Origin of the sequence: Nocardia otitidiscaviarum (genome assembly GCF_007362295.1) — a bacterium.
Lineage (GTDB): Bacteria > Actinomycetota > Actinomycetes > Mycobacteriales > Mycobacteriaceae > Nocardia > Nocardia otitidiscaviarum.
In genome coordinates, this window is the sequence record NZ_CP041695.1 from 4,852,795 (window position 1) to 4,876,255 (window position 23,461).

At 67.5% G+C, this 23,461-nt stretch carries 23 protein-coding genes and 2 tRNA genes; 13 read left to right on the plus strand and 12 right to left on the minus strand.

The window, feature by feature from the left end:
* Window positions 1–45: 45 nt before the first annotated feature.
* Both FOH10_RS21735 and FOH10_RS21740 read left to right on the plus strand, forming a co-directional pair.
* Complete coding sequence (locus FOH10_RS21735; protein WP_029930118.1) at window positions 46–747, plus strand: IclR family transcriptional regulator; 702 nt, start codon at window positions 46–48, stop codon at window positions 745–747.
* Window positions 748–900: 153 nt separating this feature from the next.
* The gene (locus FOH10_RS21740; protein WP_039816176.1) at window positions 901–1,401 is read left to right on the plus strand and encodes a pyridoxamine 5'-phosphate oxidase family protein; all 501 of its coding nucleotides are present in this window, start codon (window positions 901–903) and stop codon (window positions 1,399–1,401) included.
* Between the two features lie 80 nt (window positions 1,402–1,481).
* Here FOH10_RS21740 and FOH10_RS21745 read toward each other — a convergent pair.
* The 4 genes from FOH10_RS21745 to FOH10_RS21760 form a co-directional block, all read right to left on the minus strand.
* Window positions 1,482–1,554 (minus strand) — tRNA-Glu (locus FOH10_RS21745).
* 41 nt (window positions 1,555–1,595) lie between these two features.
* Window positions 1,596–1,667 (minus strand) — tRNA-Gln (locus FOH10_RS21750).
* Window positions 1,668–1,787: 120 nt separating this feature from the next.
* Window positions 1,788–3,287 carry a glutamate--tRNA ligase gene (gene gltX, locus FOH10_RS21755; RefSeq protein ID WP_143982114.1) on the minus strand — a complete coding sequence of 500 codons (1,500 nt, stop codon included), beginning with the start codon at window positions 3,285–3,287 and terminating at the stop codon, window positions 1,788–1,790.
* A 15-nt stretch (window positions 3,288–3,302) separates the two neighbouring features.
* Entirely contained in the window at window positions 3,303–4,076 is a 774-nt protein-coding gene (locus FOH10_RS21760) for a fumarylacetoacetate hydrolase family protein (protein ID WP_029930121.1), read from the minus strand.
* A 315-nt stretch (window positions 4,077–4,391) separates the two neighbouring features.
* Here FOH10_RS21760 and FOH10_RS21765 point away from each other — a divergent pair, with 315 nt between their 5' ends.
* Window positions 4,392–5,585: an MFS transporter gene (locus FOH10_RS21765; RefSeq protein WP_143982115.1), complete on the plus strand. Its 1,194-nt coding sequence runs from the start codon at window positions 4,392–4,394 to the stop codon at window positions 5,583–5,585.
* Between the two features lie 154 nt (window positions 5,586–5,739).
* Here FOH10_RS21765 and FOH10_RS21770 read toward each other — a convergent pair whose 3' ends face one another.
* Together FOH10_RS21770 and serA are read right to left on the minus strand one after the other, a co-directional pair.
* Window positions 5,740–6,747: a 3-isopropylmalate dehydrogenase gene (locus FOH10_RS21770; protein ID WP_143982116.1), complete on the minus strand. Its 1,008-nt coding sequence runs from the start codon at window positions 6,745–6,747 to the stop codon at window positions 5,740–5,742.
* Between the two features lie 247 nt (window positions 6,748–6,994).
* The gene (gene serA, locus FOH10_RS21775) at window positions 6,995–8,593 is read right to left on the minus strand and encodes a phosphoglycerate dehydrogenase (RefSeq protein ID WP_143982117.1); all 1,599 of its coding nucleotides are present in this window, start codon (window positions 8,591–8,593) and stop codon (window positions 6,995–6,997) included.
* A gap of 195 nt (window positions 8,594–8,788) precedes the next feature.
* Here serA and FOH10_RS21780 point away from each other — a divergent pair, with 195 nt between their 5' ends.
* Complete coding sequence (locus FOH10_RS21780) at window positions 8,789–9,871, plus strand: alkaline phosphatase family protein (protein ID WP_143982118.1); 1,083 nt, start codon at window positions 8,789–8,791, stop codon at window positions 9,869–9,871.
* Window positions 9,872–10,312: 441 nt separating this feature from the next.
* On the plus strand, window positions 10,313–11,116 hold the full coding sequence (locus FOH10_RS21785) for a nucleotidyltransferase domain-containing protein (protein ID WP_143982119.1): 804 nt from the start codon (window positions 10,313–10,315) through the stop codon (window positions 11,114–11,116).
* Here the strand turns inward: FOH10_RS21785 and FOH10_RS21790 are convergent.
* Window positions 11,094–11,306 (minus strand): cold-shock protein, encoded by a 213-nt coding sequence (locus FOH10_RS21790; RefSeq protein ID WP_029930128.1) that lies wholly within the window; start codon window positions 11,304–11,306, stop codon window positions 11,094–11,096. The two genes, FOH10_RS21785 and FOH10_RS21790, sit on opposite strands and share 23 nt — an antisense overlap.
* Before the next feature lie 196 nt (window positions 11,307–11,502).
* On the opposite strand from FOH10_RS21790, the gene FOH10_RS21795 reads away from it, so the two are divergent.
* The 3 genes from FOH10_RS21795 to FOH10_RS21805 all read left to right on the plus strand — a co-directional run bounded on the left by FOH10_RS21795 (window position 11,503) and on the right by FOH10_RS21805 (window position 15,110).
* Window positions 11,503–12,564, plus strand: a complete 1,062-nt coding sequence (locus tag FOH10_RS21795) for an MBL fold metallo-hydrolase (protein WP_244961317.1) — start codon at window positions 11,503–11,505, stop codon at window positions 12,562–12,564.
* Between the two features lie 174 nt (window positions 12,565–12,738).
* Window positions 12,739–13,404: a class II aldolase/adducin family protein gene (locus FOH10_RS21800; protein ID WP_143982121.1), complete on the plus strand. Its 666-nt coding sequence runs from the start codon at window positions 12,739–12,741 to the stop codon at window positions 13,402–13,404.
* A gap of 131 nt (window positions 13,405–13,535) precedes the next feature.
* Window positions 13,536–15,110 (plus strand): HNH endonuclease signature motif containing protein, encoded by a 1,575-nt coding sequence (locus FOH10_RS21805; protein WP_143982122.1) that lies wholly within the window; start codon window positions 13,536–13,538, stop codon window positions 15,108–15,110.
* A 99-nt stretch (window positions 15,111–15,209) separates the two neighbouring features.
* Here the strand turns inward: FOH10_RS21805 and FOH10_RS21810 are convergent, their stop codons facing one another.
* Window positions 15,210–15,419 (minus strand): DUF397 domain-containing protein, encoded by a 210-nt coding sequence (locus FOH10_RS21810; RefSeq protein ID WP_143982123.1) that lies wholly within the window; start codon window positions 15,417–15,419, stop codon window positions 15,210–15,212.
* The gene (locus tag FOH10_RS21815; RefSeq protein ID WP_143982124.1) at window positions 15,416–16,306 is read right to left on the minus strand and encodes a helix-turn-helix domain-containing protein; all 891 of its coding nucleotides are present in this window, start codon (window positions 16,304–16,306) and stop codon (window positions 15,416–15,418) included. Before FOH10_RS21815 ends, FOH10_RS21810 begins: the two co-directional genes overlap by 4 nt.
* A gap of 177 nt (window positions 16,307–16,483) precedes the next feature.
* Here FOH10_RS21815 and FOH10_RS21820 point away from each other — a divergent pair, with 177 nt between their 5' ends.
* Both FOH10_RS21820 and FOH10_RS21825 read left to right on the plus strand, forming a co-directional pair.
* Window positions 16,484–17,080 carry a hypothetical protein gene (locus tag FOH10_RS21820; RefSeq protein ID WP_143982125.1) on the plus strand — a complete coding sequence of 199 codons (597 nt, stop codon included), beginning with the start codon at window positions 16,484–16,486 and terminating at the stop codon, window positions 17,078–17,080.
* Window positions 17,081–17,186: 106 nt separating this feature from the next.
* Entirely contained in the window at window positions 17,187–18,275 is a 1,089-nt protein-coding gene (locus FOH10_RS21825; protein WP_221937853.1) for a Shedu immune nuclease family protein, read from the plus strand.
* A gap of 11 nt (window positions 18,276–18,286) precedes the next feature.
* Here the strand turns inward: FOH10_RS21825 and FOH10_RS21830 are convergent, their stop codons facing one another.
* Both FOH10_RS21830 and FOH10_RS21835 read right to left on the minus strand, forming a co-directional pair.
* On the minus strand, window positions 18,287–19,222 hold the full coding sequence (locus tag FOH10_RS21830; protein ID WP_143982127.1) for an esterase/lipase family protein: 936 nt from the start codon (window positions 19,220–19,222) through the stop codon (window positions 18,287–18,289).
* Window positions 19,223–19,349: 127 nt separating this feature from the next.
* Window positions 19,350–20,528, minus strand: a complete 1,179-nt coding sequence (locus FOH10_RS21835; RefSeq protein ID WP_143982128.1) for a cytochrome P450 — start codon at window positions 20,526–20,528, stop codon at window positions 19,350–19,352.
* A gap of 95 nt (window positions 20,529–20,623) precedes the next feature.
* On the opposite strand from FOH10_RS21835, the gene FOH10_RS21840 reads away from it, so the two are divergent.
* Window positions 20,624–21,433: an SAM-dependent methyltransferase gene (locus tag FOH10_RS21840; RefSeq protein ID WP_143982129.1), complete on the plus strand. Its 810-nt coding sequence runs from the start codon at window positions 20,624–20,626 to the stop codon at window positions 21,431–21,433.
* A gap of 3 nt (window positions 21,434–21,436) precedes the next feature.
* On the opposite strand, the gene FOH10_RS21845 is transcribed toward FOH10_RS21840, so the two are convergent.
* Window positions 21,437–22,045, minus strand: a complete 609-nt coding sequence (locus tag FOH10_RS21845) for a TetR/AcrR family transcriptional regulator (RefSeq protein ID WP_221937854.1) — start codon at window positions 22,043–22,045, stop codon at window positions 21,437–21,439.
* Window positions 22,046–22,167: 122 nt separating this feature from the next.
* Here FOH10_RS21845 and FOH10_RS21850 point away from each other — a divergent pair, with 122 nt between their 5' ends.
* On the plus strand, window positions 22,168–22,938 hold the full coding sequence (locus FOH10_RS21850; protein ID WP_143982131.1) for an SDR family NAD(P)-dependent oxidoreductase: 771 nt from the start codon (window positions 22,168–22,170) through the stop codon (window positions 22,936–22,938).
* Window positions 22,939–23,048: 110 nt separating this feature from the next.
* The gene (locus FOH10_RS21855; RefSeq protein WP_186000551.1) at window positions 23,049–23,420 is read left to right on the plus strand and encodes a hypothetical protein; all 372 of its coding nucleotides are present in this window, start codon (window positions 23,049–23,051) and stop codon (window positions 23,418–23,420) included.
* Window positions 23,421–23,461: the final 41 nt, after the last annotated feature.

A 23,461-nucleotide genomic window follows, 5' to 3' on the forward strand; every position in this document is an offset into this window, starting at 1 on the left:
GAGTCGAGTTGCGATTCCCAACATACGAGACGCTAATATCGTTCTATGAGACAGCATAGCGGTATCGGGGTGCTCGACAAAGCCATGGCGGTGCTGGCCGCCGTCGCCGAGCAACCCTGCGGCCTCAACGAGCTGTGCACCCGCACCGGCCTGCCCCGCGCCACCGCGCACCGGCTGGCCGTGGGCCTGGAGGTGCACCGGATGCTGGCCCGCGACAACCAGGGCCTGTGGCGACCCGGACCCGCGCTGTCGGAGCTGGCCACCACCGCCAGCGACCCCCTGCTCGACGCGGCCGCCACCATCCTGCCGCGCCTGCGCGAGATCACCGGCGAGAGTGTGCAGCTCTATCGCCGCGACGGCAATGCCCGCGTCTGCGTGGCGGCCATGGAACCGGCCGCGGGCCTGCGCGACACCGTGCCGATCGGGGCGCGCATGCCGCTCACCGCGGGTTCGGCCGCCAAGGTGCTGCTCGCCTGGGCCGACACCGACCTCCAGCGCACCGTGCTGGCAGACGCCGTCTTCGGTGAGCGCGCGCTGGCCGAGGTCCGCCGCCGCGGCTGGGCGCAGAGCGCCGCCGAACGCGCGGCCGGGGTGGCGAGCGTGTCGGCCCCCGTGCGCGACGCCGCCGGCGCGGTGGTCGCCGCCGTCTCGGTATCCGGACCCATTGACCGGATGGGCCGCCGCCCGGGGGCGCGCTGGGCCGCCGATCTGGTGGCCGCCGCCGAGGCCCTCCACAAGCGCCTCTGACGGGCGTTCGGGTGGCCGATGGGGCCGCGGGACCGTCCGCGGCCCCACAGCCGCCACAGCGCCCACAGCCGCCCCTCGGAGATCACGGGTCGCAGCGCTCACTTCCGGCGAGCGGTGTGACCTGCCTCATACGCCGTAAAGTACAGTCTCCGCATGGGAGTTAATCAACGCGCCGCGATCGTGATGACCGACCAGGAGATCACCGATTTCCTCGAACGCAGCCGCATCGCCACCCTGGCCACGCTCGGCCCCACGGGCACGCCGCACCTCACCGCCATGTGGTACGGCCTGATCGACGGCCACCTGTGGTTCGAAACCAAGGCGAAGTCGCAGAAAGCCGTCAATCTGCGCCGCGATCCGCGCGTCACCGTGCTGGTCGAGGCCGGTGACACCTATGACCAGCTACGCGGTGTGTCCATCGAGGGGCGGGCCGAAATCGTCGACGATCCCGAGGCGCTGTTCCGGGTCGGCGTCAGCGTGTGGGAGCGCTACACCGGCCCCTACAGCGAGGATATGAAGCCGTTCGTGGAGCAGATGCTGAACAAGCGCGTGGCCGTGCGCGTGGTGCCCGAACGGGTGCGCAGCTGGGATCACCGCAAACTCGGCATGCCCGCGATGCCGTTGGGCGGTTCAACCGCGAAAGCCTTGGACTGAGAATCTCGTTCGGCACGCCTCGCGCGAACCCGGCGAAAACAGTGAAAGGCCCCCAATCCGAGGTTGGGGGCCTTTCCTTGTAGTCCCGACGGGATTTGAACCCGCGCTACCGCCTTGAGAGGGCGGCGTCCTAGGCCGCTAGACGACGGGACCAGGATTGGCTGCGAGGCAACCGAGAGCTCCGGAAAGCTCCGCTGGGGTACCAGGACTCGAACCTAGAATGGCTGAACCAGAATCAGCTGTGTTGCCAATTACACCATACCCCAATGACCTGGGCGTTCGGTCGCTCCCTTGTGGGGCTCTCGACCTCGCTTCCGGCCGAGAAAGAGATTACCAAACGCCACCCGGTCAACTACAAATCGGCTGGTCAGACCCCCTGTTTCCGGTCATTTCGGGCCGCTGGCGACCAGCGCGGCACGCAACCGGGCCATGGCGGTCTCCCGGCCGAGCAGCTCCAGGGACTCGTACAGCGGCGGACTGATGTGCGATCCGGTGACCGCCACCCGCACGGGTGCGAACGCCTTGCGCGGCTTGAGGCCGAGCCCGTCGATGAGCGCCCCCTTGAGCGCCTCCTCGATCGGCGCCGCCGTCCACTCCGAAACACCGTCCAGCGCGGAAATGGCCGCTTCCAGCACCGGAACGGCGTCGGGGCCGAGATTCTTTTGCGCGGCGGCCTCGTCGACGGTGAACTCGTCGGCCGGGACGAAAAGGAACTTCAATAGATCCCACGCATCGCCGAGCACCACGATCCGGGTCTGCACGAGATCGGCCGCTATGGCGAACAGCTTGTCGTCCACCTCCGCGCCGATATGCCCGTGTTCGGTGAGGTAAGCGCGCAGCCGGTGAGCAAAGTCACCCGGTTCCAGCAAACGAATATGTTCGGCGTTGATCGCATCGGCCTTCTTCTGGTCGAAACGCGCCGGATTCGAATTCACTTTCGAAATATCGAACGCCGCCACCATCTCCGCCATGGAGAAGACGTCATGATCATCGGCGATGCTCCAGCCGAGCAGCGCCAGATAATTCAGCAAACCCTCCGGAATGAACCCGCGGTCGCGGTGATGGAAGAGATTCGACTCCGGGTCACGCTTCGACAGCTTCTTGTTCCCCTGCCCCATCACGAAGGGCAGATGGCCGAACTCCGGGGTGAACTCGGCGACCCCGATCCGCCGCAGCGCCGCGTACAGCGCCAACTGCCGCGGCGTGGACGACAGCAGATCCTCGCCGCGCAGGACGTGGGTGATCCGCATCATGGCGTCGTCGACCGGGTTCACCAGCGTGTAGAGCGGATCGCCGGTGCCGCGGGTGAGGGCGAAGTCCGGGACCACACCCGCCTTGAAGGTGGTCTCCCCGCGCACCAGATCGGTCCAGGTGAGGTCGTGGTCGGGCATCCGCAGCCGGATGACGGCGGGGCGGCCCTCGGCCTTGTAGGTGGCGATCCGCTCGGGGGTCAGATCGCGGTCGTAGTTGTCGTAGCCCAGTTTCGGGTCGCGACCCGCGGCCCTGTGCCGGGCCTCCACTTCCTCAGGGGTGGAGAAGGATTCGTACGCCTCCCCCGCCTCCAGCAACCGGCGCACCACGTCCAAGTGGATGTCCCTGCGCTGCGACTGCCGGTACGGGCCGTAGGGCCCGCCGACCTCCGGCCCCTCGTCCCAGGTGAGGCCGAGCCAGCGCAGGGCGTCGAGAATCGCCTGGTAGCTCTCCTCGGAATCGCGTGCGGCATCGGTGTCCTCGATGCGGAAGACGAAGGTACCGCCGGTGTGCCGGGCATAGGCCCAGTTGAACAGGGCGGTGCGGACCAGGCCGACGTGCGGCGTACCGGTGGGCGACGGGCAGAACCGGACCCGGACGTCGGACCCGGCGGGCGGGGAGTGAGGGTGTGACATCAGCTCTTCTCTCGATCAGCGTTTGGTGGCAACGGGATTGGTGAGGGTGCCGATGCCCTCGACGGTCACGGACACGCTCTGCCCCTCCCGCATCGGCCCCACGCCCTCCGGCGTGCCGGTGAGGATGACATCGCCGGGCAGCAGCGTCATCACGGTGGACACCCATTCGATCAGCTTCGGGATGTCGTGCAGCAGTAGCGAAGTACGGCTGCGCTGCTTCACCTCGCCGTCGAGTTCGGTGACGATCTCCAGATCCGATGGGTCCACCGAGGTTTCGATCCACGGCCCCAGCGGGCAGAAGGTGTCGTAGCCCTTGGCCCGGGTCCACTGGCCGTCGTGACGCTGCTGGTCGCGGGCGGTGACGTCATTGGCGACGGTATAGCCCAGAATCGCCGAGTGAGCCTTGGCGGCCGGGACGTTCTTGAAGGCACCACCGATGACGATGGCCAGTTCACCCTCGTAATCCACCTGAGAAGAGCTGGGCGGCAGGATGATCGGCAGGTTGGGGCCGATCACCGAGGTATTCGGCTTCATGAAGATGACCGGATCGGCCGGGGCCGGGCCGCCCATCTCCTCGGCGTGGGCCGCGTAGTTCTTGCCGATGCAGATCACCTTGCTCGGCAGGATGGGCGCGAGCAGCCGCACGTCGGCCAGCGGCCAGCTGCGGCCGGTGAACGTCGGTGTACCGAACGGGTGTTCGGCGATTTCGCGGGCGACGGTGTCGCCGTCGTCTCCTTCGATGCTGACGAAAGCGACCCCATCGGGGCTGGCAACTCGACCTAGGCGCATGGGTCGCAGTCTATCGACCGGCTTCCACCTGCCCGAACGTGCCCGGCCAAGGGCGGCCACGAACCTCGGACGCCCGGAACACGACGGCCGCGCAGCGGCCGAGCCACCCTCCCCGGCACCCGTCGCGGCGGATGTGAAAACGACCGTAACGCAACACAACTCGACGGAAAGCGACAGGGCCGTCGAGCCGCCGCGCCGGTGTGAGCAAACAGACAGCTCGCCACTGGAATCGACTTGCGCCACGGGTGTACCGTGAGCGACGATGTCCACAAAGTAAGACATTTATCCCATATATTGAGACGCGAGGTGATGGCCATGGCCACCGTGACCCAGATCGGCACGTCGAAACGGTGGTCCATGCTCGCGCTCGGCGTCTTCGCGCAGGCCGCCAGCGCGGTCTTCGTGCACGGCACCCCGTTCCTGCTGCCCGCCCTGACCGACCGGGGACTGTCGCTGGCCACGGCCGGCCTGCTGGTGTCCATGCCCACGGTGGGCCTGGTGTGCACGCTGATCGGCTGGGGCTACGTGGTGGACCGGATCGGCGAACACCGGGTCCTGGTGGCCGGACCGGCGTTGATGCTGGTCGCGGGTGTGGCGGCGGCCACGGTCACCGATTACGCCGCGCTCGGCGCGCTGCTGTTCCTGGGCGGCATGGGCGCGGCCAGCACCAATGGCGCGAGCGGGCGGGTGATCGTGGGTTGGTTCCCGCCGCGGCGCCGCGGCCTGGCCATGGGCATCCGGCAGACGGCCCAGCCGCTGGGGGTGGGCATCGGCGCGTTGAGCATCCCCACCGTCGCTGCGGCGCACGGGTTCTCGACCGCTATCCTGGTTCCGGCCGTGATGGCGGGCTTGGCCGCGATCGGCTGCCTCTTCGGCATCATCGACCCGCCGCGCCCGGAACCCACAGGCGCACACGGCCGCCCGGCCAATCCGTACCGCGGTGACGCCACCCTGTGGCGGATCCATATCGTCTCGGTGCTGCTGGTCATCCCGCAGGCGGCGCTGTGGACCTTCGCCCTGCTGTGGCTGCACCGCGATATCGGCTGGTCGGTGCCGGTGGCCGGGGCGGTGGTCACCGCCACCCAACTGCTGGGCGCGGGCGGCCGCATCGGCGCGGGCATCTGGTCCGACCGGGTCGGCAGCCGCCTGCGGCCGCTGCGCACGGTGGCCGTCGCGGCCGTGATCTCCATGGCAGCCCTGGCCGTCACGGCCTGGCTGGAATGGTGGTGGCTGGCCATTCCGATCATGTTCGCCGCCTCGGTCATCACCGTCTCGGACAATGGCCTCGCCTTCACCGCCGTGGCCGAGATCGCCGGACCGTATTGGAGCGGACGCGGTTTGGGCATCCAGAACACCGGCCAGAACCTGGCCTCGGCGGCCCTGGCCCCCACCTTCGGCGCCCTCATCACGGTCGCGGGCTTCCCCGCCGCCTACCTGCTGGCCGCCGTAATCGCCGTAGCGGCGGTCCCATTGGTCCCCACCGACCCGAAACCCGGAGCCCCACAGTGACTCCCGTGACGTCAGTACACGAAAGCGGCTGATGTGACCAGAGGTCGAACACATCCACGATGGTGACACGCGCCGCGCACATCACCCCCGGACAACCGAAACGCCCGCGCCGGAAAGGTCTTCCAGCACGGGCGTTTCGGGTTTACGGCTCAACCTACACCGAGGCGGCGATGCGGTCGCCGATCTCGACCGTGGAGGCCGGGGCGGTGCGGGCGGCGAGGTCCTTGGCGACGGCGGCCTCGATGCGAGCGGACGCCTCGGCGTCGCCGAGGTGGGCGAGCAGCAGGGAGACCGAGAGGATGGCGGCGGTGGGGTCGGCCTTGGACTGGCCCGCGATATCGGGGGCGCTGCCGTGCACCGGCTCGAACATGGACGGGTTGGCGCCGGAGGCGTCGATATTGCCGGAGGCGGCCAGGCCGATACCGCCGGAGACGGCGGCGGCCAGGTCGGTGATGATGTCGCCGAACAGGTTGTCGGTGACGATCACGTCGAAGCGGCCCGGATCGGTGACCATGTGGATGGTCGCGGCGTCGATGTGCTGGTACGCCAGTTGGATATCGGGGTAATCGAGGGCGACCTCGTCGACGGTGCGCTGCCACAGCGAACCGGCGTAGGTGAGCACATTGTTCTTGTGCACCAGGGTGAGATGCTGGCGGCGCTGCTTGGCCTTCTCGAAGGCGTAGCGCACCACGCGCTCGATGCCGAAGCGGGTGTTGGTGGAGACCTCGGTGGCCACCTCGTGCGGGGTGTTCACCCGGATCGCGCCGCCGGTGCCGGTGTACGGGCCCTCGGTGCCCTCCCGCACGACGACGAAGTCGATCTCCGGGTTGGCCGACAGCGGCGAGGTGACGCCGGGGTAGAGCTTGGACGGGCGCAGGTTCACGTGGTGATCGAGTTCGAACCGGGTGCGCAGCAGCAGTCCGCGCTCGAGCACGCCGCTGGGCACCGACGGGTCGCCGATCGCACCGAGCAGAATGGCGTCGTGCTGCTTCAGCTCGGGCAGCACGGAGTCCGGCAGGATCTCGCCGGTCGCATGGAACCGCTTGGCTCCCAGGTCGTATTCGGTCTTCTCGACACCGGGCACCACCACGTCGAGCACCTTGAGGGCCTCGGCGATGACCTCGGGACCGATACCGTCGCCCGGGATGACAGCGAGTTTCATGAACATTGCTCCGTTCGGATATGACGCCCGTGAGTTACGGCCACGATAGCGGGTATCCGCTCGCCCACCCGCACCAGGGCAACCGCATCTCAATCAATGGGATGAGGCCGCAGCAGGTGAGGTAGCCAACGTCCCAATCTATGAGATTTCGAGGCCCTGACGGCACCCGGAACGCGCCGAGCCCCCTCCAGACTCGCGGAAGGGGGCTCGGCAGCAAGGACTTTCGGGCGTCTCGGCTACCCGGCGCTCAGCTCAGGTCGACCTGTGCGACCTTGGCCGCGCCGACGGCCTCGGCGATGGACGCCTGCACCTCGGCCGGAACCTCCTGGTTGACGCGCAGCACGACGGTCGCGCCCTCCTTGTCGAGGTCCTGGGTGAGCTGCGCGGCGAGGATGTCGATCCCGGCCTCGCCCAGCTTGCCGGCCAGGCGGCCCAGCTGACCCGGACGGTCCTCGTAGTTGAGGACGGCCAGGTTGAGGCCCTCGGCGCGCATGTCGTAGTTGCGGCCGTTGATGTTGACGATCTTCTGCACCTGCTGCGGCTCGGTCAGGGTGCCCGCCACATTCAGGGTGCGGCCGTCGCCGAAGACGGCGCGCAGGTCGACCAGGCTGCGGTGGGTCGGGCTCTCGGTGTGGGTGGTGACCGAGGCCTCCAGGCCACGGTCCTTGGCCAGCGACGGCGCGTTGACGAAGGTGACCGCGTCTTCGATGAGCGCCGAGAACACCCCGCGCAGGGCCGAGAGCTCCAGCACCGCAACGTCATCGGCGGCCAGCTCGCCGCGCACCTGCACCTCCAGGCTGACCGGCAGCTCGTCGGCGAGCGCGCCGAGCAGCGCACCCTGCTTGCGCACGATCTCCAGCCACGGGGCGACATTGTCGGTCACCGAGCCGCCGGTGACATTGACCGCGCCCGGCACGAACTCCCCGGCGAGGGCGAGCTGCACGGACTTGGCGACATCGGTGCCGGCGCGATCCTGCGCCTCGGCGGTGGAGGCGCCCAGGTGCGGGGTCACGACGACCTGCGGCAGGTTGAACAGCGGGCTGTCGGTGCACGGCTCGGTCTCGAACACGTCGATACCGGCGGCGCGCACGTGGCCGGAGGTGATGGCGTCGGCCAGGGCCTGCTCGTCGATCAGACCGCCGCGGGCGGCGTTGACGATGATGACGCCCTTCTTGGTCTTGGCGATCGTCTCGGCATTGAGCATGCCCTTGGTCTCGGGCGTCTTGGGCAGGTGGATGGAGATGAAGTCGGCGCGCTCGAGCACCTCGTCCAGGCTCACCAGTTCGATGCCGAGCTGCGCGGCCCGGGCCGGGGAGGTGTAGGGGTCGTACGCGATGATCTTGGTCTCGAAGGCCGCGAGGCGCTGCGCGAACAGCTGCCCGATCCGGCCCAGGCCGATGACGCCGACGGTCTTGCCGAGAATCTCGACACCGTTGAACTTGCTGCGCTGCCAGGTGTGCTCACGCAGGGTGGCGTCGGCGGCCGGGATCTGGCGGGCGGCGGCCAGCAGCAGGGTGACCGCGTGCTCGGCGGCGGTGTGGATATTGGAGGTCGGCGCGTTGACCACCATGACACCGCGCTCGGTGGCGGCCGGGACGTCGACATTGTCGAGGCCCACGCCCGCGCGGGCGACGATCTGCAGCTTCTTGCCGGCCTCGAGCACCTCGGCGTCGACGGTGGTGGCGGAGCGCACCAGCAGCGCGTCGGCCTCGGGAACGGCGGCGAGCAGCTCGGCCCGGTTGGGTCCGTCGACCCAGCGAACCTCGACGCCGTCACCGAGCGCGTCGACGGTCGACTGGGCGAGCTTGTCGGCGATCAGAACTACAGGACGGCCTGCTTGGCTCACTGGGGGTACTCCTGGAGGAATGGGGTCGGCATTTTCGCGGCCCAGCTTAATGGGCGCGATTTCGGGTGGCCTTACCGCCTGGTAGGCGGGTGCCTTCACTACGGCGAGCGGGGACTTCCCACTGAGCGGGACTTTATAGGTCAATTGTCCAGATTCAATGCGCGCCGGACGCTCTACGCGGCTACGGTGCCGCGCATGTCTCGCAGATTGCTGGCGGCGGCCGCACTGGCCGCCCTCCCCCTCGCCGCGGCGGCCCCGGCCACGGCCGCCCCGACCGCGAACAAGGTCGTCGTCATCGGCATCGACGGCACGCTGTGGAGTGAGGTGCGCGCCGCGAACGCCCCGAATCTGGGCCGCCTGGCCGCCGAGGGCACCCTCGCCCGCACCTCCATCGCCCCGCACACCACCATGTCGTGCGTGTCCTGGGCGACCGCGCTGACCGGCTTGTGGGATACCAAACACGGCATCCAGGACAATGGATCCACCTGCAACCCAACACCTTTCGCGTCGTACCCGACGGTGTTCACCCAGGTGGAGCGGACCCGGCCACACCTGTCCACGGCATCCATCGGAACCTGGGACACGATCGGCATGATCGCGCGCACCGGCGACCCGAGGGCCGACCGGGTGGAGGTCACGCAGCTGGATCCGACCGGTGCGGGCATCTGCGAGACGACGGCCGACGCGAACGCGACCGCGGGCGTGGTCTCCGCCGTCGAGGACGGCACGGATCTGGTGTTCACCCACCTGGATCAGGTGGACATCGTGGGCCATACGCTGCGCGGCATCTGGCCGCAGGCGTACCGCGACGCCATCGGCCGGGCGGACGCCCTGGTCGGCAAGATCACGGCGGCGGTGGACGCCCGCGCCGCGGCGCATCCCGACGAACGGTGGACGATCCTGGTCACCACCGACCACGGCCACACACCGGACGGCGGGCACGGCGGGCAGAGCGCGTACGAGACGGCCAGTTTCGTCATCGCGCGCGGCGCGGGCTTCGCGGCCGGCGCCGAGTACAACGGCTACACGCTGGCCGACATCACGCCGACCGTGCTGGACCTGCTCGACATCCCCGCGCCCGGGAATCTCGACGGCACGTCGATGCTGTCGGGCGGTTCGGGCGACCCGTCCGCCCCGGTGCCCGATACGCCGCCGGTCGACTCCGGAATCACCGGCTCGTCCTCCGGTTCGGCGCAGGCCGCGATGGTGAACAATCCGCTCTGCATCCTGGGCAGCGGCTCGGCCAGCGGCTCCGCGAGTGGATCGTTCGACAAATAGCCGGAAACGCGAAAAGCCGACCTCGGGGCTGCGGATCCCGAGGTCGGCTTTCGAAGTCGACTAATTCGACGTCAGATTCAGCCGCCGAACGAGCCGGTCCACAGGGTGTCCAGGATGCCGTGCAGCGCGGCGCTGCCGGTGGCGAGCAGACCGTTCAGGGCAGCGGAACCGGTGTCGATAATAACGGGGATCATGGGATACCTCTCCTTGCGAATTCCCAATTGAACTTCTGACGCCGAGCATATCGGGCGGATTTTCGGAGCCGTTACCGAGGTTTACGACTATGTGATGTGCGCAACAAAAAGTAACAATGTGTGGGCGCAGTCATATAGCCCCTATCGGGCATTCATATCACGGAACTATCACACACAGTCGACACAAGTCTTCAAGCCCCGAAAACCAGTGGCACCTCGCCACCGCCCCGGACTAGCCTCACCGGCCATGACCCTGCGCGCGATCCCCGCCTCCATGGACCCCGCGGTGGTCGCCACGATCGACGGCGAACTGGACCGGATCGAGCGCGACCACCGGGTCGGCGTGCGCCTGGCCATCGAAAGCGGCAGCCGGGCATGGGGTTTCCCGTCGCCCGACTCCGACTACGACTGCCGGTTCGTCTACGTCGCCCATCTGGACGACTACCTGACGCCGTGGCGCGGCCGCGATGTCATCGAGACGCCGCTGGTCGGCCTGCTCGACGTGAACGGCTGGGAACTGGCCAAGGCGCTGCGCCTGCTGGTGGCGGGCAATGCGGTGCTCGTCGAATGGCTGATGTCGCCGATCGTGTATCGCGGCGATGCCGAATTCCGGGACGAACTCCGCGAATTGGCGCATGCGGTGGCGGATCGGAACCGGATCGCCATGCATTATCTGCACCTGGGCAGGCGGCAGTGGCGGCTGTTCGATTCGAATCGCTCACTGAAGAAGGTGTTCTATTCGCTGCGCCCCGCGATGGCATTGCGCTGGCTGCACGAACACCCGAATTCGGCGGTCGCGCCCATGCATTTGCCGACATTGCTCGAACAATGCGAACTACCCGCCGATCTCACCGGTGCGGTACACGAATTGACCGAGTTGAAGTCACGGACGCGAGAAATGGGGGCAGGAGCGGTGCCCACTCCCATCAGCGATTTCATCACGGCCGAATTCGACCGGGCGGCGGACGCGTTCACCCACGAGCGCGGCCACGACCGGAGCCGGGCGCGCGCCCTGACCGCCGACTTCTTCAGGCGTCAGGCGCTGCGCTGACGTGGGTGGCCTCCGGGCCGGGTTTGGCGCGCCGCCATTCGAACTCGACCCGCTGACCCTCCTCCAGCCAGCGGAAACCCTCCCCGGCGATGGCGGTGTACTCGACGTAGACGTCCGGACCGCTGTCGTCGGGGGTGATGAAACCGAAACCCTTCAAGCTGTCGAACCACTTCACCGTGCCGCGAGCCATTCCCGTTCTTTCTCGACCATCGCAGGGATTCGAAGGGCACGGCCCCCACCCGCGCCCGCCTAAGCGTGGCACGCGAGCTCGCGGCGAACAACCGGCGAGCCGGGTGCCACTTCGAGAAGACCCGCTGACACGGCCGACCGCGGCGGCGACAATGGTGGGGCCGACGCGACCCCGTTCCGGGGAAGGAGTCCCATTGGTGAGCAAGAGCCGACTGCTGAACAGGCTGGCGGGACGATTCGCCGGGCTGACCGATTCCGGCCTGCCCATCCCGACTCCGGCCGAGACCGTCGCCGCGCGACGACATTTCTTCGGCGAGGCGGTCGATCCCGCCACCGGTGAGGTGAGCCCGGATCGGGTGCTGGCGGCCTGGTTCGGCTGCTCGGGATTCGCGATCGCCATGGGCGGCACCGTGTTTCTGCTCGACGCCTGGGTGCCGCGCGGGCTGACCTCACATTATGTTCCCACCACCCCGGCCCAGCTGGCGGCGCTGCGCCCGGAGGCCATCTTCATCGGCCACGGACATTTCGATCACGCGGCCGATGCCGGTCCGATCGCGCAGGCCAGCGGTGCGACGGTGTACGGCACGGCCGAACACTGCGCGGCCATTCGCAAGCAGGTCGCGTTCAAGGCTGAATTCGCCTGTGTGGAATTGGGTTCCGCCGACTCCGGGCCGGGTGACCGCTACGATTTCCCGCTGCTGCCCGGATTGGAGGTGACCGCCGTGCGCCACCTGCACTCCGCACCCACCCGCCGTGGCCCGACCTCCTCGGCCCGCGTCTCCCCCGCCCCGTGCCTCGGCGATATCCGCACCCACCGTCCGACCCTGGCCGATGCCACCCACCTGGTCCGCCATCTCTCCGCACCGGAGGGCGGCACCCTGCTGTACCAGTTCCGCAGCGCCGATTTCACGCTCACCTGGCACGATTCGTCCGGCCCGCTGCTGGACCGCGCGCCCGAGGTGCTCGAGATCCTGCGCGCCCTGCCCGCCTCGGACGTGCACATCGGCGCGATCCAGGGCTTCAACCAGTTCACCAACGGCCTGCGCGATCCCCGCAGCTACGTGGAGGCGTTGCGACCCACGATCTTCGTGCCGAACCACCACGACAACTGGCTTCCGCTCATCACCGCGCGCGGCGAGGCGTTCCGTACTCCGCTGCACGCGGAACTGGCGAAACTGCCGGAGGCCACCCGCCCCGAAGTACGCATGCTGGTCGACCCCGACGACTATGTTTCCTGCGCGCGAATGACTTTCAAATAATCCATCCCCGCACAGCAATTCGGTCACATACCGACCGCCGAGCACGTAGCCTGCACGGCTATGTGGAGTATCGTCGCCATTTCCATCGTCGCCGTCATCATCATCGGACTGGGTTTCGCCGTGGGCCTACCGCGCGATTGATTCCCGTGTCGGCCGCACCAGTACGTTGACGCCGTGTCCTCCCCCGCCCACGACGCCCGCACCCAGGTCGCCGCGGCCGCCCGCCGCCTCGCCGAAGCCGGACTCCTGATCGGCACCGCGGGCAATGTGAGCATGCGCGTCGACGACCTCATCGCCATCACCGCCACCGGCACCGTCCTCGCCGACATCACCCCCGACCAGATCACCATCGTCGACCCGCACGGCACCGTAGTCTCCGGAGCCTTCGCCCCCACCTCCGAACTCCACCTCCACCTGGGCATCTACCACGACTTCGACGCCGGCGCGATCGTCCACACCCACGCCCCCAAATCCACCGCCGTCGGCCTGGTCCTCTCCGAACTCCCCGTCCTCCACTACCAGCAACTGCCGCTGGGCGGCCCCACCCCGGTAGTCCCCTTCCACCCGTTCGGCACTCCCGAACTCGCCGACGCCGTCCGCGCAGCCCTCCCCGGCAGATTCGCGGCCCTGCTCGCCAATCACGGTGCGGTCACCCACGCACCGACGCTGGATCAGGCGGTCGAGTACGCCCTCCTCTTGGAGTGGGCCTGCACCCTCTACGTGGACGCGGCGACGATCGGCACGCCACGCGCCCTCACCGCCGAGGAACAGACGGCGGTCGCGGACGTGATCCGGCGCACGGGATACGGGACTCCGAAAGTCATCGAAGAACGCACATAGCCATTCCGTACTGGCCGATATGTCTTCGCCAGAACATCAGGAGTGCGTCGTACGGATCTTCGTTCGATTGCTACGGCATGTCGCGTGAGCTGGGGTTTCGTGTCGCAATGTAGCCGGGTAGATTCGAACACATGAGCGATACCGCCGAGGTCGAGCTCACCAGCTACGAGTTGGTGGAGCGGCTGCAAGCGGTCCATACGCAGATCGCCGCCGCCCAAGCCGAGGAAGTCGCTCTGATGACGCGGCTGTATCGACTGCGCCGCGCGCAGCAGCTCGAGGCCGGGGTCGCGGCGCGGTATGCGGGGGAATCGGCGGCCACCGAAATCGGTGTGGCGGTGCGGGTCTCGCAACGCACCGCCGACGGATTGATCGCCCTCGGTATGGGATTGACGCGGCTGCCGCGGACGCAGCGCGCCTTCGCGGAGGGCCGCATCGACCTGGCACGGGCACGCGCCATCCACGACACGCTGGTCAACGCACCGGACGAAACGGTGACCGAACTGGAAGATCTGGTCGTCGCACGAGCCGAACGCTGCGACCCCGCCCGCTTGCGGCAAACGATCCGCAAGAAGCTGCTCGAGATCGACCCGGCCGGACAGACCCGCCGCCGCCAGGAGGCCGAGCGGGAACGGTACGTCGCGGTGCGCGCCGCGGACGACGGCACCGCGCTACTCGACGGCGTCCTCCCCGCCGCCGGAGGCTGGAGCCTGTTCGAACGACTGCGGGAGATGGCGATCACCCAGTGCTGCGCGGCGGACCCGCGCACCATGAACCAGCGCCGCGCCGACGCACTGGTCGCGCTCGCCGACGGCAGCGGACAACTCACCTGCGGCTGCGACCTGTCCGACTGCCCCCGCCGCAACCCGAACGCTACCGTTCCGAACACGCGGCGCGCACTCGTACAGGTCGGCGTCAGCGCGGCCACACTGCTCGGGGTGCAGGACAACCCCGGGCTGCTGGCCGGATTCGGAGCCATCGACGCCGACCTCGCCCGGCAGATCGCCCGCCACGCCCGCTTCCAGGTCATCACCGAAACCACCGGCCCCGCAAGCGAACTCGATACGCCGCAACGATCGGCCGGACCGTTTACGACGACGTCCGAGAACACCGACACCAACTGCTCCCCACCGCACTCGGCAAACCCGCGGGAGTTGCGGTACCGGCCGAGCGAGCGCCTCGCGGCACGGGTACGAGCACTGGACGGGATCTGCCGCGTTCCCGGCTGCCAAACGCCAGCCGCAGCCACCGATCTCGATCATCAACTCCCCTTCGACCACCGCTCCCCCACCTCCGGTGGCCGCACCACGGAGCAGAATCTCGGCTGCCGCTGCCGCCGCCACCACCGCTTGAAGACATTGGCCGACCATGGCATGAACGGCTGGACCGTCACCCACCACCGGGACCGGCGCATCGAGTGGCGCACCCCCACCGGCGGTGTGATCACCACCCGCCCCGAGGGCGCGAAGTTCCTGTTCCCCCACACCCCGGTACCCGCGACTCAGGTGAAACCGATTGACCCACAACCCGACCCACCGCTATTGGACCCCGGGCCAGTGGTCAACGCACTGACCGAACTGCTGCATGTCTACATCCCACCTAGCCGTCGCAACAGGCGTGTCCGCGACGCCAGCCAGCCTGTCCGCGTAGCAACGGTCTCGTGCGGCATCGGCCGCAGCGGTGGGGATACGGACCCTCCCCCCTTCTGACGCGCTCGCAGCCCCACTCTCGTGCGAGACGACGCTCCCTGCCCGAACCGCGATGGCGCGGTTTGCCCCTCAGCTACCCATCTTTCGTAGATGCCATCGTCAAGAGGGAAGGTCGTACTCGCCGACAGTGATCCCCGTAGTGAAGGCAACCCATTCGTCGGCAGGGAAGACCAGAGCCGGGCCGGTCGCGTTCTTGGAGTCGCGGATGCCGATCATGCCATCCGCGAGCCACGCGACCTCGACGCAGGCTCCGCTGCTCTCGCTGTGACTGCTCTTGAACCAACGCGCACCGGGTAGGTCAGTGTTCACCGCTCGTAACTCCTTGTTGCCCGCCGGAGCAGGTCTCGCGTGGTGTCCTCGTCGAGAGCAGAGGCCCGTAGGGCCGCAGCCAGTTCATGGTAGCGCCGTACGTCGGCGGGCTTTTCCAAGTAGACGTCGCTGCTCATCTGGATCTCGTGATACACCACCGGTGGTTCTATCGGCTTACCTCGAGCATCGACGCCGAAGTCGAGAATGACGAACGGACCGTGCAGCAAACCCCAGGTGCACCCGGCGGAGAATGGGTGAATCCGTACCGTGACGTTCGTCAGCTTGCTGATCTCCGCGAGATGCCGCAGCTGCGCCGCCATGATCCGTCGGTCACCGATCACGCGATAGAGGGCCGACTCGTGCAGGAGCACATCGAGTTTCAGCGGCCGGGATTTTCGGGTGACGATGGCTTGTCGCTTCATCCGTAGCTCGACGCGCCGCTCGATGTCCTCGCGGCTGTCATCCCGGAAGAAGGCCCCGATGAGCGATCGCGCGTAGTCCGCGGTTTGCAATAGCCCCGGGACGTGTTCGTGGTAGGTGACCAGCTGTCGCGCTGAAGTTTCCAGGCCGACATACATATTGAAGCTGTCGCTGAACAGACCGCCGAATGCGTGGTACCAGCTTGTCACCTTCGCCTGCTCGGCCAGTTCCACCGCCCGCTGCGTGTTCTCAGGACTGATTTCGTAGATCTCGCAGAGGGCCCGCACATCTCGGATGCGAACCTTCTTCACCCGCCCCGCCTCGATGCGCTGCAGCCCGGGTTCGCTCAGTTCAACCATTTCGGCGGCAACTTTCTGCGTTAGCCCGAGCGCTTCGCGGGCCTCTCGTAGGAATCGGCCGAGCTGGCGCCGGGGCAGAGTTGAGGACTGGCTGGCTGTGTCGCTCATGTGGTGCTCTCCAGAAGTGAAGCTGACGACGCCGGTATCTGAAGCTATGTGTACCGCAGATTCGAAGCCCGCTCTGGCGTTTTGAAGCGAAACAATCTGAAGCTTCACTTTCGATGGCAGCCGCTGGCCAGAGATGGTGTGCTGGGTCCCACCGCAACGACAGGGAGGTCGGTAGCTATGTCCCCCGACGAGCGCGACCAGCTCGAACTCCAGGTCATCCAGGATGTCCTGGATACCGTCGAGGCCAAACTACGAGAACGCGAACGCTGCGGCTGGCACCTGACCGTTTCCCGCATGCGGATATACGCCACGATCCTGCACGCGGTCATCGTCAGCGCCCGCGCCACCCATTCCCATCCCACGACCCTCGATCGCGCGGACATCCTCGATGTGATCTTCGACGGTATCGAACCTGCCGATTCCGATTCGGCAGGGCAACTCGTCGAGGACATTATCGATCGAAACAGTCTGCCCGCGAGTCGATCCCGCCGACATCGCGGACGACCATCCATGTCCGATGGATCCAGTACGGCCGCCCGTGTCGAGGCCGTGGTCGTCCGCGATCCTGACGGTCCCACCGACGTCAGCATCTTCGTAGATGGCATGGAGGTGCCTGCAACGCTGTTCCCCGTCGATGCCGGTGCCGGATGGACATGGGCGGAATGGATGCGGACACGGGATGTCAACCTCGCTCTCGCCTCTCCGGCAGCACGCGCGGCTTTGCTTCACATCTACGCCAACGTACCTGGTGAACGATATATCGGCCGCGTATGAGGCTGGCTCGGTCCAGGGGAAGGTATCGCGCGACTGCGCGCGGTCCGACGACCGGCCCGCCACCGATTCGTTGACGATCACATGGTCTCCTCCGGAGAATCAGGAGGTGGCGCGCATTCTCGGATTCCAGCCCAACACGCAGCGGATTACGACACACAGCGTTGACAAGGGGGTGATCTGCGAGCATCAGGTGATCGCCGATGGCGATGGGGCGACGATCTTGCATCTGACGACGCTCGGGTCCAAGGATCGGGAATCGCATCCCAAGAGCAGTCAGTCGCTCCAACTGGACACCGAGACGGCGGCCCAGCTCGTCAAGCTATTGCACGACTCATTCGGGGATGACGTGCTGGGGACGAGGATCGACGTTGATCTGGCTTTCCAGGACGGAACGGCCACGGTCGACACAGCCCTCCTCGCGGCCGTCTACAAACGGAATCCCGCGATCTTCCGGCAGTTCATCAGTGACGACCGAGCAGCGAACGATGTCATCGCCATGGCGCATCGCCGGGAGCAGGTCATGCGGTTCCGACGGCTGTTGGAAGACGACGACTACTTCGACGCCGAGAGAACCAAGTTTCCGAAACAGGGTGGTGAAGCGGTCTGGCAGGACCTTTTCGAAAGGAACCCGTGGATTTTCGGTGTCTCCTTGTCCGGGCAACTCCTGACATCCTGGGACAGCGCCAAGTTGGAGCAGGTTGTGGTCGGGCACTCGGTGGCGACGGTCGGTAAACGCACCGACGCGCTGTTGCGTACCGTCAGCCGTATCCCTTCGATGGTCTTCGCCGAGATCAAGACGCACCGGAAGGAGCTGCTCGAGTTGGTGCAGGAGCCTTACCGCGCCGGCTGCTGGGCACCGTCCTTCGAATTGTCGGGCGGCGTCGTCCAAGCACAGGGCACCGTTCATCGCGCCGTGACCCATATCGGCGAGCGGCTTCAGGAAACCGCTCCCGACGGCAGCGACATTCCCGGCGAGTTCACCTATCTCCTACGTCCACGGTCGTATCTGATCATCGGCAGCCTGGAGAGTCTGCGCGGCGAAGGCGGCGGGTACCACCGGGACAAGATTCGCTCGTTCGAACTGTTTCGACGGGAACTCGTCCAGCCGGAGATTCTGACCTTCGACGAACTCCTCGCCCGTGCGGAATGGCTGGTCGAGTCGGCCGATGTGCAATCGCATCCTGCGCGGTCGTGAACCTGCGGTACTCACATGGCTGGGTACGGGCTTGGCGCACAGGGAATCTCGTTCACCGTGCCGGGTGCGAAGGTGTTCAGCATCAACGCCGCCACGGTCGGGTCGACGGAGATGGCGTTGTGGCCCGCCAGGTTCACCGGGCACACGTCCTGGAGCAGGATGTTCGTGGCGTTCGGTGCCTCGCGATATCCGCTGGTGTATGGGATGACCTCGGTGTCGGCTCGGGTGAGGAGGTTGGTGTAGTGAACCTCCGAGGCGTAGACCCCGGCGGCTTGGAGGTCGAGGATGAAATCCGAGATGGGGAGCATGTCCACGCAGCCTTGGCAGGTGGGGCGGAGGGCGGCGAAGACCGGATCTTGGGCGTTCAGGCCGTAGGCGGTGTTGACCATCGGGTCGGCGGCGTGGGTGCCCGCGTAGATGGGGGCGAGGTTGAAGATCTGGTCGACCGCCTGGGAGCCGCCCTCGAACAGCAGGTAGTGGGCGGCTACCAGGGTGCCTTCGGACCAGGCGAGGAGATTGACCCTGTCGGCTCCGGTGGTGGCCCGGACGCGGGTGACGAAATCGCGGAGTTCCCTGCTGGAATCGGGGATCGGGGCCAGGCCGCCCACTCCGGCGAGGGCGGCGGGCTGGTCGGGGTACCTGCCGTAGGTGACGGAGAAGACGCAGAAGCCGTGGTTGTGCAGGAGCGGGGACATGGCGGGCCAGCCCGCGCCGTTACCGAGGACGCCGTGGACGAGCACGATCGGTTCGGGGTGCTCGGCGCTGGGCGTGCAGGTCCAGTCGTTCGCGCCGGGTGGGTCGAAGGGGGCTTTCGCGCCGGTCATGTCGGCGAGCAGAACGGGGATGGAGTAGTGCACGGGGAGTTGCTCGGCGTGCGCCGCCGCGGTCCCCGGGATGGCCAGCAATGCGGTGAGGGACAGCAGGATACTGAGCCAGATCCGACGCAACGGGAAGACCTCCGCGAATCGACGCCAACGGTGCGGTTGCCGAAAAGTCGCTGAGCGACCGGTCGTTACCTTAACGGCGACGCGAGAGCGGACGGCGTACGAAACGCGGAGGTGCTCGAGGTGTCGGTCAGCGGGGCGTGACGACCGTGGGCAGACATGCGAAGCCGCGGTTGTTGGACGAGTGGATGCGGCGCGTCTTCTCGGCGTCGATGTCGTAATCGGCGATCGCGGCGGCGAATTCCTGGAGGGCGGTGCGCAGTTCGAGGACCGCGAGATTGGAGCCCAGGCAGTGGTGGCGGCCGCTGCCGAAGACCAGGGAGGCGCTGGTGTCGCGGCCCAGGTCGAAGCGGTCGGCGGCGGGGAAGACCGCCGGGTCGCGGTTGGCGGAGCCGGTGAGGAGCAGGATGCGGGCGTCGGCGGGGATGGTCACGCCGTGTAGGTCCACGGGGGCCGTGGTGGTGCGTAGGTGAACCTGGGTGGCCGGATCCCAGCGCATGGATTCGGCGATCCAGGCGTCGATGCCGCCGGCCAGGGCGGTGCGGCGCTGGTCGGGGTGCAGCCAGCCGGCGTGCCAGATATTGCCGAGGGTCAGCATGGTGGTCTCGATGCCCGCGCCGATCAACAGGATCAGCACGCCGACGATCTCCTCCGGGGTGAGCCGGTCGTCACCGTCGGCGGCGTCCAGCAGGCCGGAGAGCAGGTCGTCGGTGCGGTGGCGGGCCCGTTCGATGGTGAGGTCGGTGTAGTAGGCGACGAGCGCGCCGATGGCCTGCATGGCCTCGGGGCGCAGATCGGTGGACTCCTCCTCGGTGTACATGATCTCCATACCGAGTTTGCGCACCATATCGCGGTCGGACTGCGGCACGCCGACGAGTTCGGAGATCACCTCGGTCGGGTACGGCCCGGCGAAGTCGGCCATGAGGTCGAAGGATCCACCCTCCACCAGCGGTGTCAGCAGGGAGCGGGTGATCTCCCGCAGCCGGGGCTCCAGCCCCTGCACGCGGCGCTGGGTGAAGGCGCTGGTGACCAGCCCGCGCAGCCGGGTGTGCTTGGGTGGGTCCATGGCCACGAAGGAGAAGAACCGTTCGGCCTGCGGTCCCCAGAAGGCCGGCTCCATGCGGATACCGTTCACGCTGGAGAAACGGTCGGAGTCGCGCAGGGCGGCGAGCACGTCGGCGTGCCGGGACAGCGCCCAGAAATCGTCCACCTCATTGCGGTAGACGGGGGCCTGCTCGCGCAAGGCGGCATAGTACGGGTAAGGATCACTGTGGACCGCGAAATCGTAGGGGCTGTACTGCAACTGCACGAGTAGACCTTCCGGGGCGTAGCGTCGCTAGGATCGCCAGCGGTTCGTATTGAGCCGACGAAACTGAACACTAGTCGAGATGCATTGGGGGCGTAATGAACTCGGACTCGGCAGCGGACCGGATCGACGTGACGAAGCCGCATCCGGCCCGCCGGTACGACTACTGGCTGGGCGGATCGGCCAATTATCCCGCCGATCGGGAGTCCGCCGAGATGGTGGCCGAGGCATTCCCGACGGTACAGATCTCGGCGCTGGAGAACCGGAAATTCCTGCGCCGCGCCGTCGGCCACCTCGCCGAACGCGGCATCCGACAGTTCCTGGACATCGGCACCGGCCTGCCCACCGCGGGCAATGTGCACGAGATCGCGCAGACCGTGGTGCCCGAATCGCGCATCGTATACGTGGACAACGACCCGATCGTGCTGGTGCACGCCAACGAACTGCTCAACAGCTCCCCCGAGGGCAAGACCGCCTACCTGGAGGCCGACGTCCGGGAGCCGCAGCGCATTCTCACCCACCCGGATCTGCTCGACACCATCGATCTGAGCCAGCCGGTGGCGCTCATCCTGGTCGCCATCCTGCATTTCATCGGCGATGAGGAAAAGCCCCACGACCTGGTGCGGGAGCTGCGCGAGGCGCTCGCCCCCGGCAGTTACCTGGTGATCTCCCACGCCACCGGCGACTACCTGGCTCCGGAGGATCGGCCCGCGACCCTCGAAGCCAACAAGCGCAGCCGGGTGCCGTTCTACCTACGCTCGCGCGAGGAGATCTCGCGCTTCTTCACGGGTCTGGAATTGGTGGCCCCCGGCATCACCTCGGTGACCAACTGGCGTCCGGAGGAGTGGCGGCCGCATCCGCGCGCCGAAGCCGTGTCCATGCTGGGCGGCGTCGCCCATATCGGCTGACGGTCAGATACCGCCCGCCAGCGCCCGCATACACCGCACGGCGAGCGAGGCCGGATTCGAGCCGCGCCCCTGCGGCGAGGTGTCGAGCGCCCATTCCTCGAGGGCGATGCGGATGGCCCCGGCCGCCGCGGCGGCGAGCAGGCGCACCCGGAGCGGGTCCGCGTCCGGTCCGGCCAATTCGGTCAGCACCCGGGTCAGGTCGCGTTCGCTCTCCATATTGATGCGATGCCAGATGCCGCGCAGTGCCGCGTCGTTGTCCATGGCGCGCAGCAGGCCGCGGGTGAGTTCGAGATCCGCGTCGTCCTCGAGGGTCATCGACCGCACGGCCGCCGCCTGTAACTCGTTGAGCTTGGGTAGTCGCCGCGGGCCGGAGGCGATGATGGCCAGCCAGCGTTGCGCGCCGGTGGCCAGCATGGGTTCGACGGCGTCCTCCTTGGTGCGCGCGTAGCGGTAGAAGGTCCGCAGGGCGACCCCGGCGGCGGCGGCGATCTCCTCGGCGGTGACCTCCGCGGTGCCGCGTTCGGCGAACAGCCGCGCCGCGGTGCGGGCGATCTCCAGGCGGGTTTCCTGCTTACGGCGCTCGGCCAGGGTCAGGCGGTCGGGTGCTGCCACGGGGCGTCCTTCCAGGTCGAATAGGTCCATCCTAATCACCGGATGCCATAGTGGCACGTTGTGCCAGTACGGCGTACCGTGTCAAGCGGGTGGGGTCGAAGAATCATAGAGGAGTTGCCGCAATGGAGCGTTTCACCGACCGCCGTGTCCTGATCACCGGCGCGGGTTCGGGCATCGGCCGGGCCACCGTGCACCGCATTCTGCGCGAGGGCGGGCAGGTCGTGGCCGCCGATATCAGCGAGGCCGGACTCGCCGAGACCGCCAAGCAGGCCGCCGACCACGGGCACGCGGACCGGCTCGCCACCGTCACCGTCGATATCGGCGATGAGGAATCGGTGCGTGCGGGCGTCGCCAAGGCCGTCGACACCCTGGGCGGGCTGGACGTTCTCGTCAATGCCGCGGGCATCCTGCGCTCGGCGCACACCCACGAGATGCCCCTCGCGGACTGGAACCGGATCATCACCACCAACCTCACCGGCACCTTCCTCATGATCCGCGAGGCGCTGCCGACGCTGCTGGCCTCCGATCACAAGGTGATCGTGAACTTCGCGTCCACCTCGACGTTCTTCGCGCACCCCTACATGTCGGCGTACGCGGCGTCCAAGGGCGGCATCATGTCCATGACCCACGCGCTGGCGGCCGAGTACAGCAAGCAGGGGTTGCGCGTGGTGGCCGTCGCACCGGGCTCCATCTCCAGCGATATGACCGACGGCCGCGGACCGGGCCTGCCCGAGGACGCCGACCTGAGCCTGTTCATGAAGCTCATCCCCGGCATCGGCCAGGGCTTCGCCTCCCCCGACACCGTCGCGGGCGTGGTCGCCATGCTGGCCTCCGACGACGGCGCGTTCATCACCGGCACCGAGATCCGCATCGACGGCGGCACCCACTACTGAACCGGGCCTCGGGGGCGGGTCATACCTGAGACGTAGTCCGCCCCTGATCTTCTCCGAAATGGGGGTAGCCCCATACCGTTTCGGGCCGAAGTGCGGCACAGTGTCTGACCATGAGGTCGACGTCATCCGATTCCGCCCGACGAAAGCTGGCCCGCCTGGCCGTGGCCGGTGCGATCACCGCGATTCCCCTTACCGCGCTTGCTGTTCCGGCCGCGGCCGAGGTCACGCTCGAGCCCGAGGTCACCGAGGTCTCCCGCCCGCACTGGCAGGACCGTAACCCCTGGGATCCCCGGTACCCGTGGGAGAACCGTAATCCGTGGGACAACCCGCACGACCACGGCCGCTGGCACGATCACGACCGTTGGCACGATCACGACCGCTGGGACCGCGACTGCGATCACAACGACTGGAACCGCGGTCACGACCCCTTCCGCAACCCCTTCCGGCACGCACTCCCTCGTGGCGTGTTCGGAAGCAGCTAGGAAGGTACGAGAAGGCCCGGCACCCGCGAGCGGGTGCCGGG

Excerpts from the sequence above, each read along its gene's own strand:
- FOH10_RS21855 (WP_186000551.1), top strand. The coding sequence starts at position 23,049 with ATGAGGTCGACGTCATCCGATTCCGCCCGACGAAAGCTGGCCCGCCTG.
- FOH10_RS21760 (WP_029930121.1), bottom strand. The coding sequence starts at position 4,076 with ATGCGCCTAGGTCGAGTTGCCAGCCCCGATGGGGTCGCTTTCGTCAGC.
- FOH10_RS21805 (WP_143982122.1), top strand. The coding sequence starts at position 13,536 with ATGAGCGATACCGCCGAGGTCGAGCTCACCAGCTACGAGTTGGTGGAG.
- FOH10_RS21740 (WP_039816176.1), top strand. The coding sequence starts at position 901 with ATGGGAGTTAATCAACGCGCCGCGATCGTGATGACCGACCAGGAGATC.
- FOH10_RS21770 (WP_143982116.1), bottom strand. The coding sequence starts at position 6,747 with ATGAAACTCGCTGTCATCCCGGGCGACGGTATCGGTCCCGAGGTCATC.
- FOH10_RS21735 (WP_029930118.1), top strand. The coding sequence starts at position 46 with ATGAGACAGCATAGCGGTATCGGGGTGCTCGACAAAGCCATGGCGGTG.
- FOH10_RS21840 (WP_143982129.1), top strand. The coding sequence starts at position 20,624 with ATGAACTCGGACTCGGCAGCGGACCGGATCGACGTGACGAAGCCGCAT.
- FOH10_RS21790 (WP_029930128.1), bottom strand. The coding sequence starts at position 11,306 with ATGGCTCGCGGCACGGTGAAGTGGTTCGACAGCTTGAAGGGTTTCGGT.
- FOH10_RS21780 (WP_143982118.1), top strand. The coding sequence starts at position 8,789 with ATGTCTCGCAGATTGCTGGCGGCGGCCGCACTGGCCGCCCTCCCCCTC.
- FOH10_RS21815 (WP_143982124.1), bottom strand. The coding sequence starts at position 16,306 with ATGAGCGACACAGCCAGCCAGTCCTCAACTCTGCCCCGGCGCCAGCTC.
- FOH10_RS21850 (WP_143982131.1), top strand. The coding sequence starts at position 22,168 with ATGGAGCGTTTCACCGACCGCCGTGTCCTGATCACCGGCGCGGGTTCG.
- gltX (WP_143982114.1), bottom strand. The coding sequence starts at position 3,287 with ATGTCACACCCTCACTCCCCGCCCGCCGGGTCCGACGTCCGGGTCCGG.
- FOH10_RS21785 (WP_143982119.1), top strand. The coding sequence starts at position 10,313 with ATGACCCTGCGCGCGATCCCCGCCTCCATGGACCCCGCGGTGGTCGCC.
- FOH10_RS21820 (WP_143982125.1), top strand. The coding sequence starts at position 16,484 with ATGTCCCCCGACGAGCGCGACCAGCTCGAACTCCAGGTCATCCAGGAT.
- FOH10_RS21765 (WP_143982115.1), top strand. The coding sequence starts at position 4,392 with ATGGCCACCGTGACCCAGATCGGCACGTCGAAACGGTGGTCCATGCTC.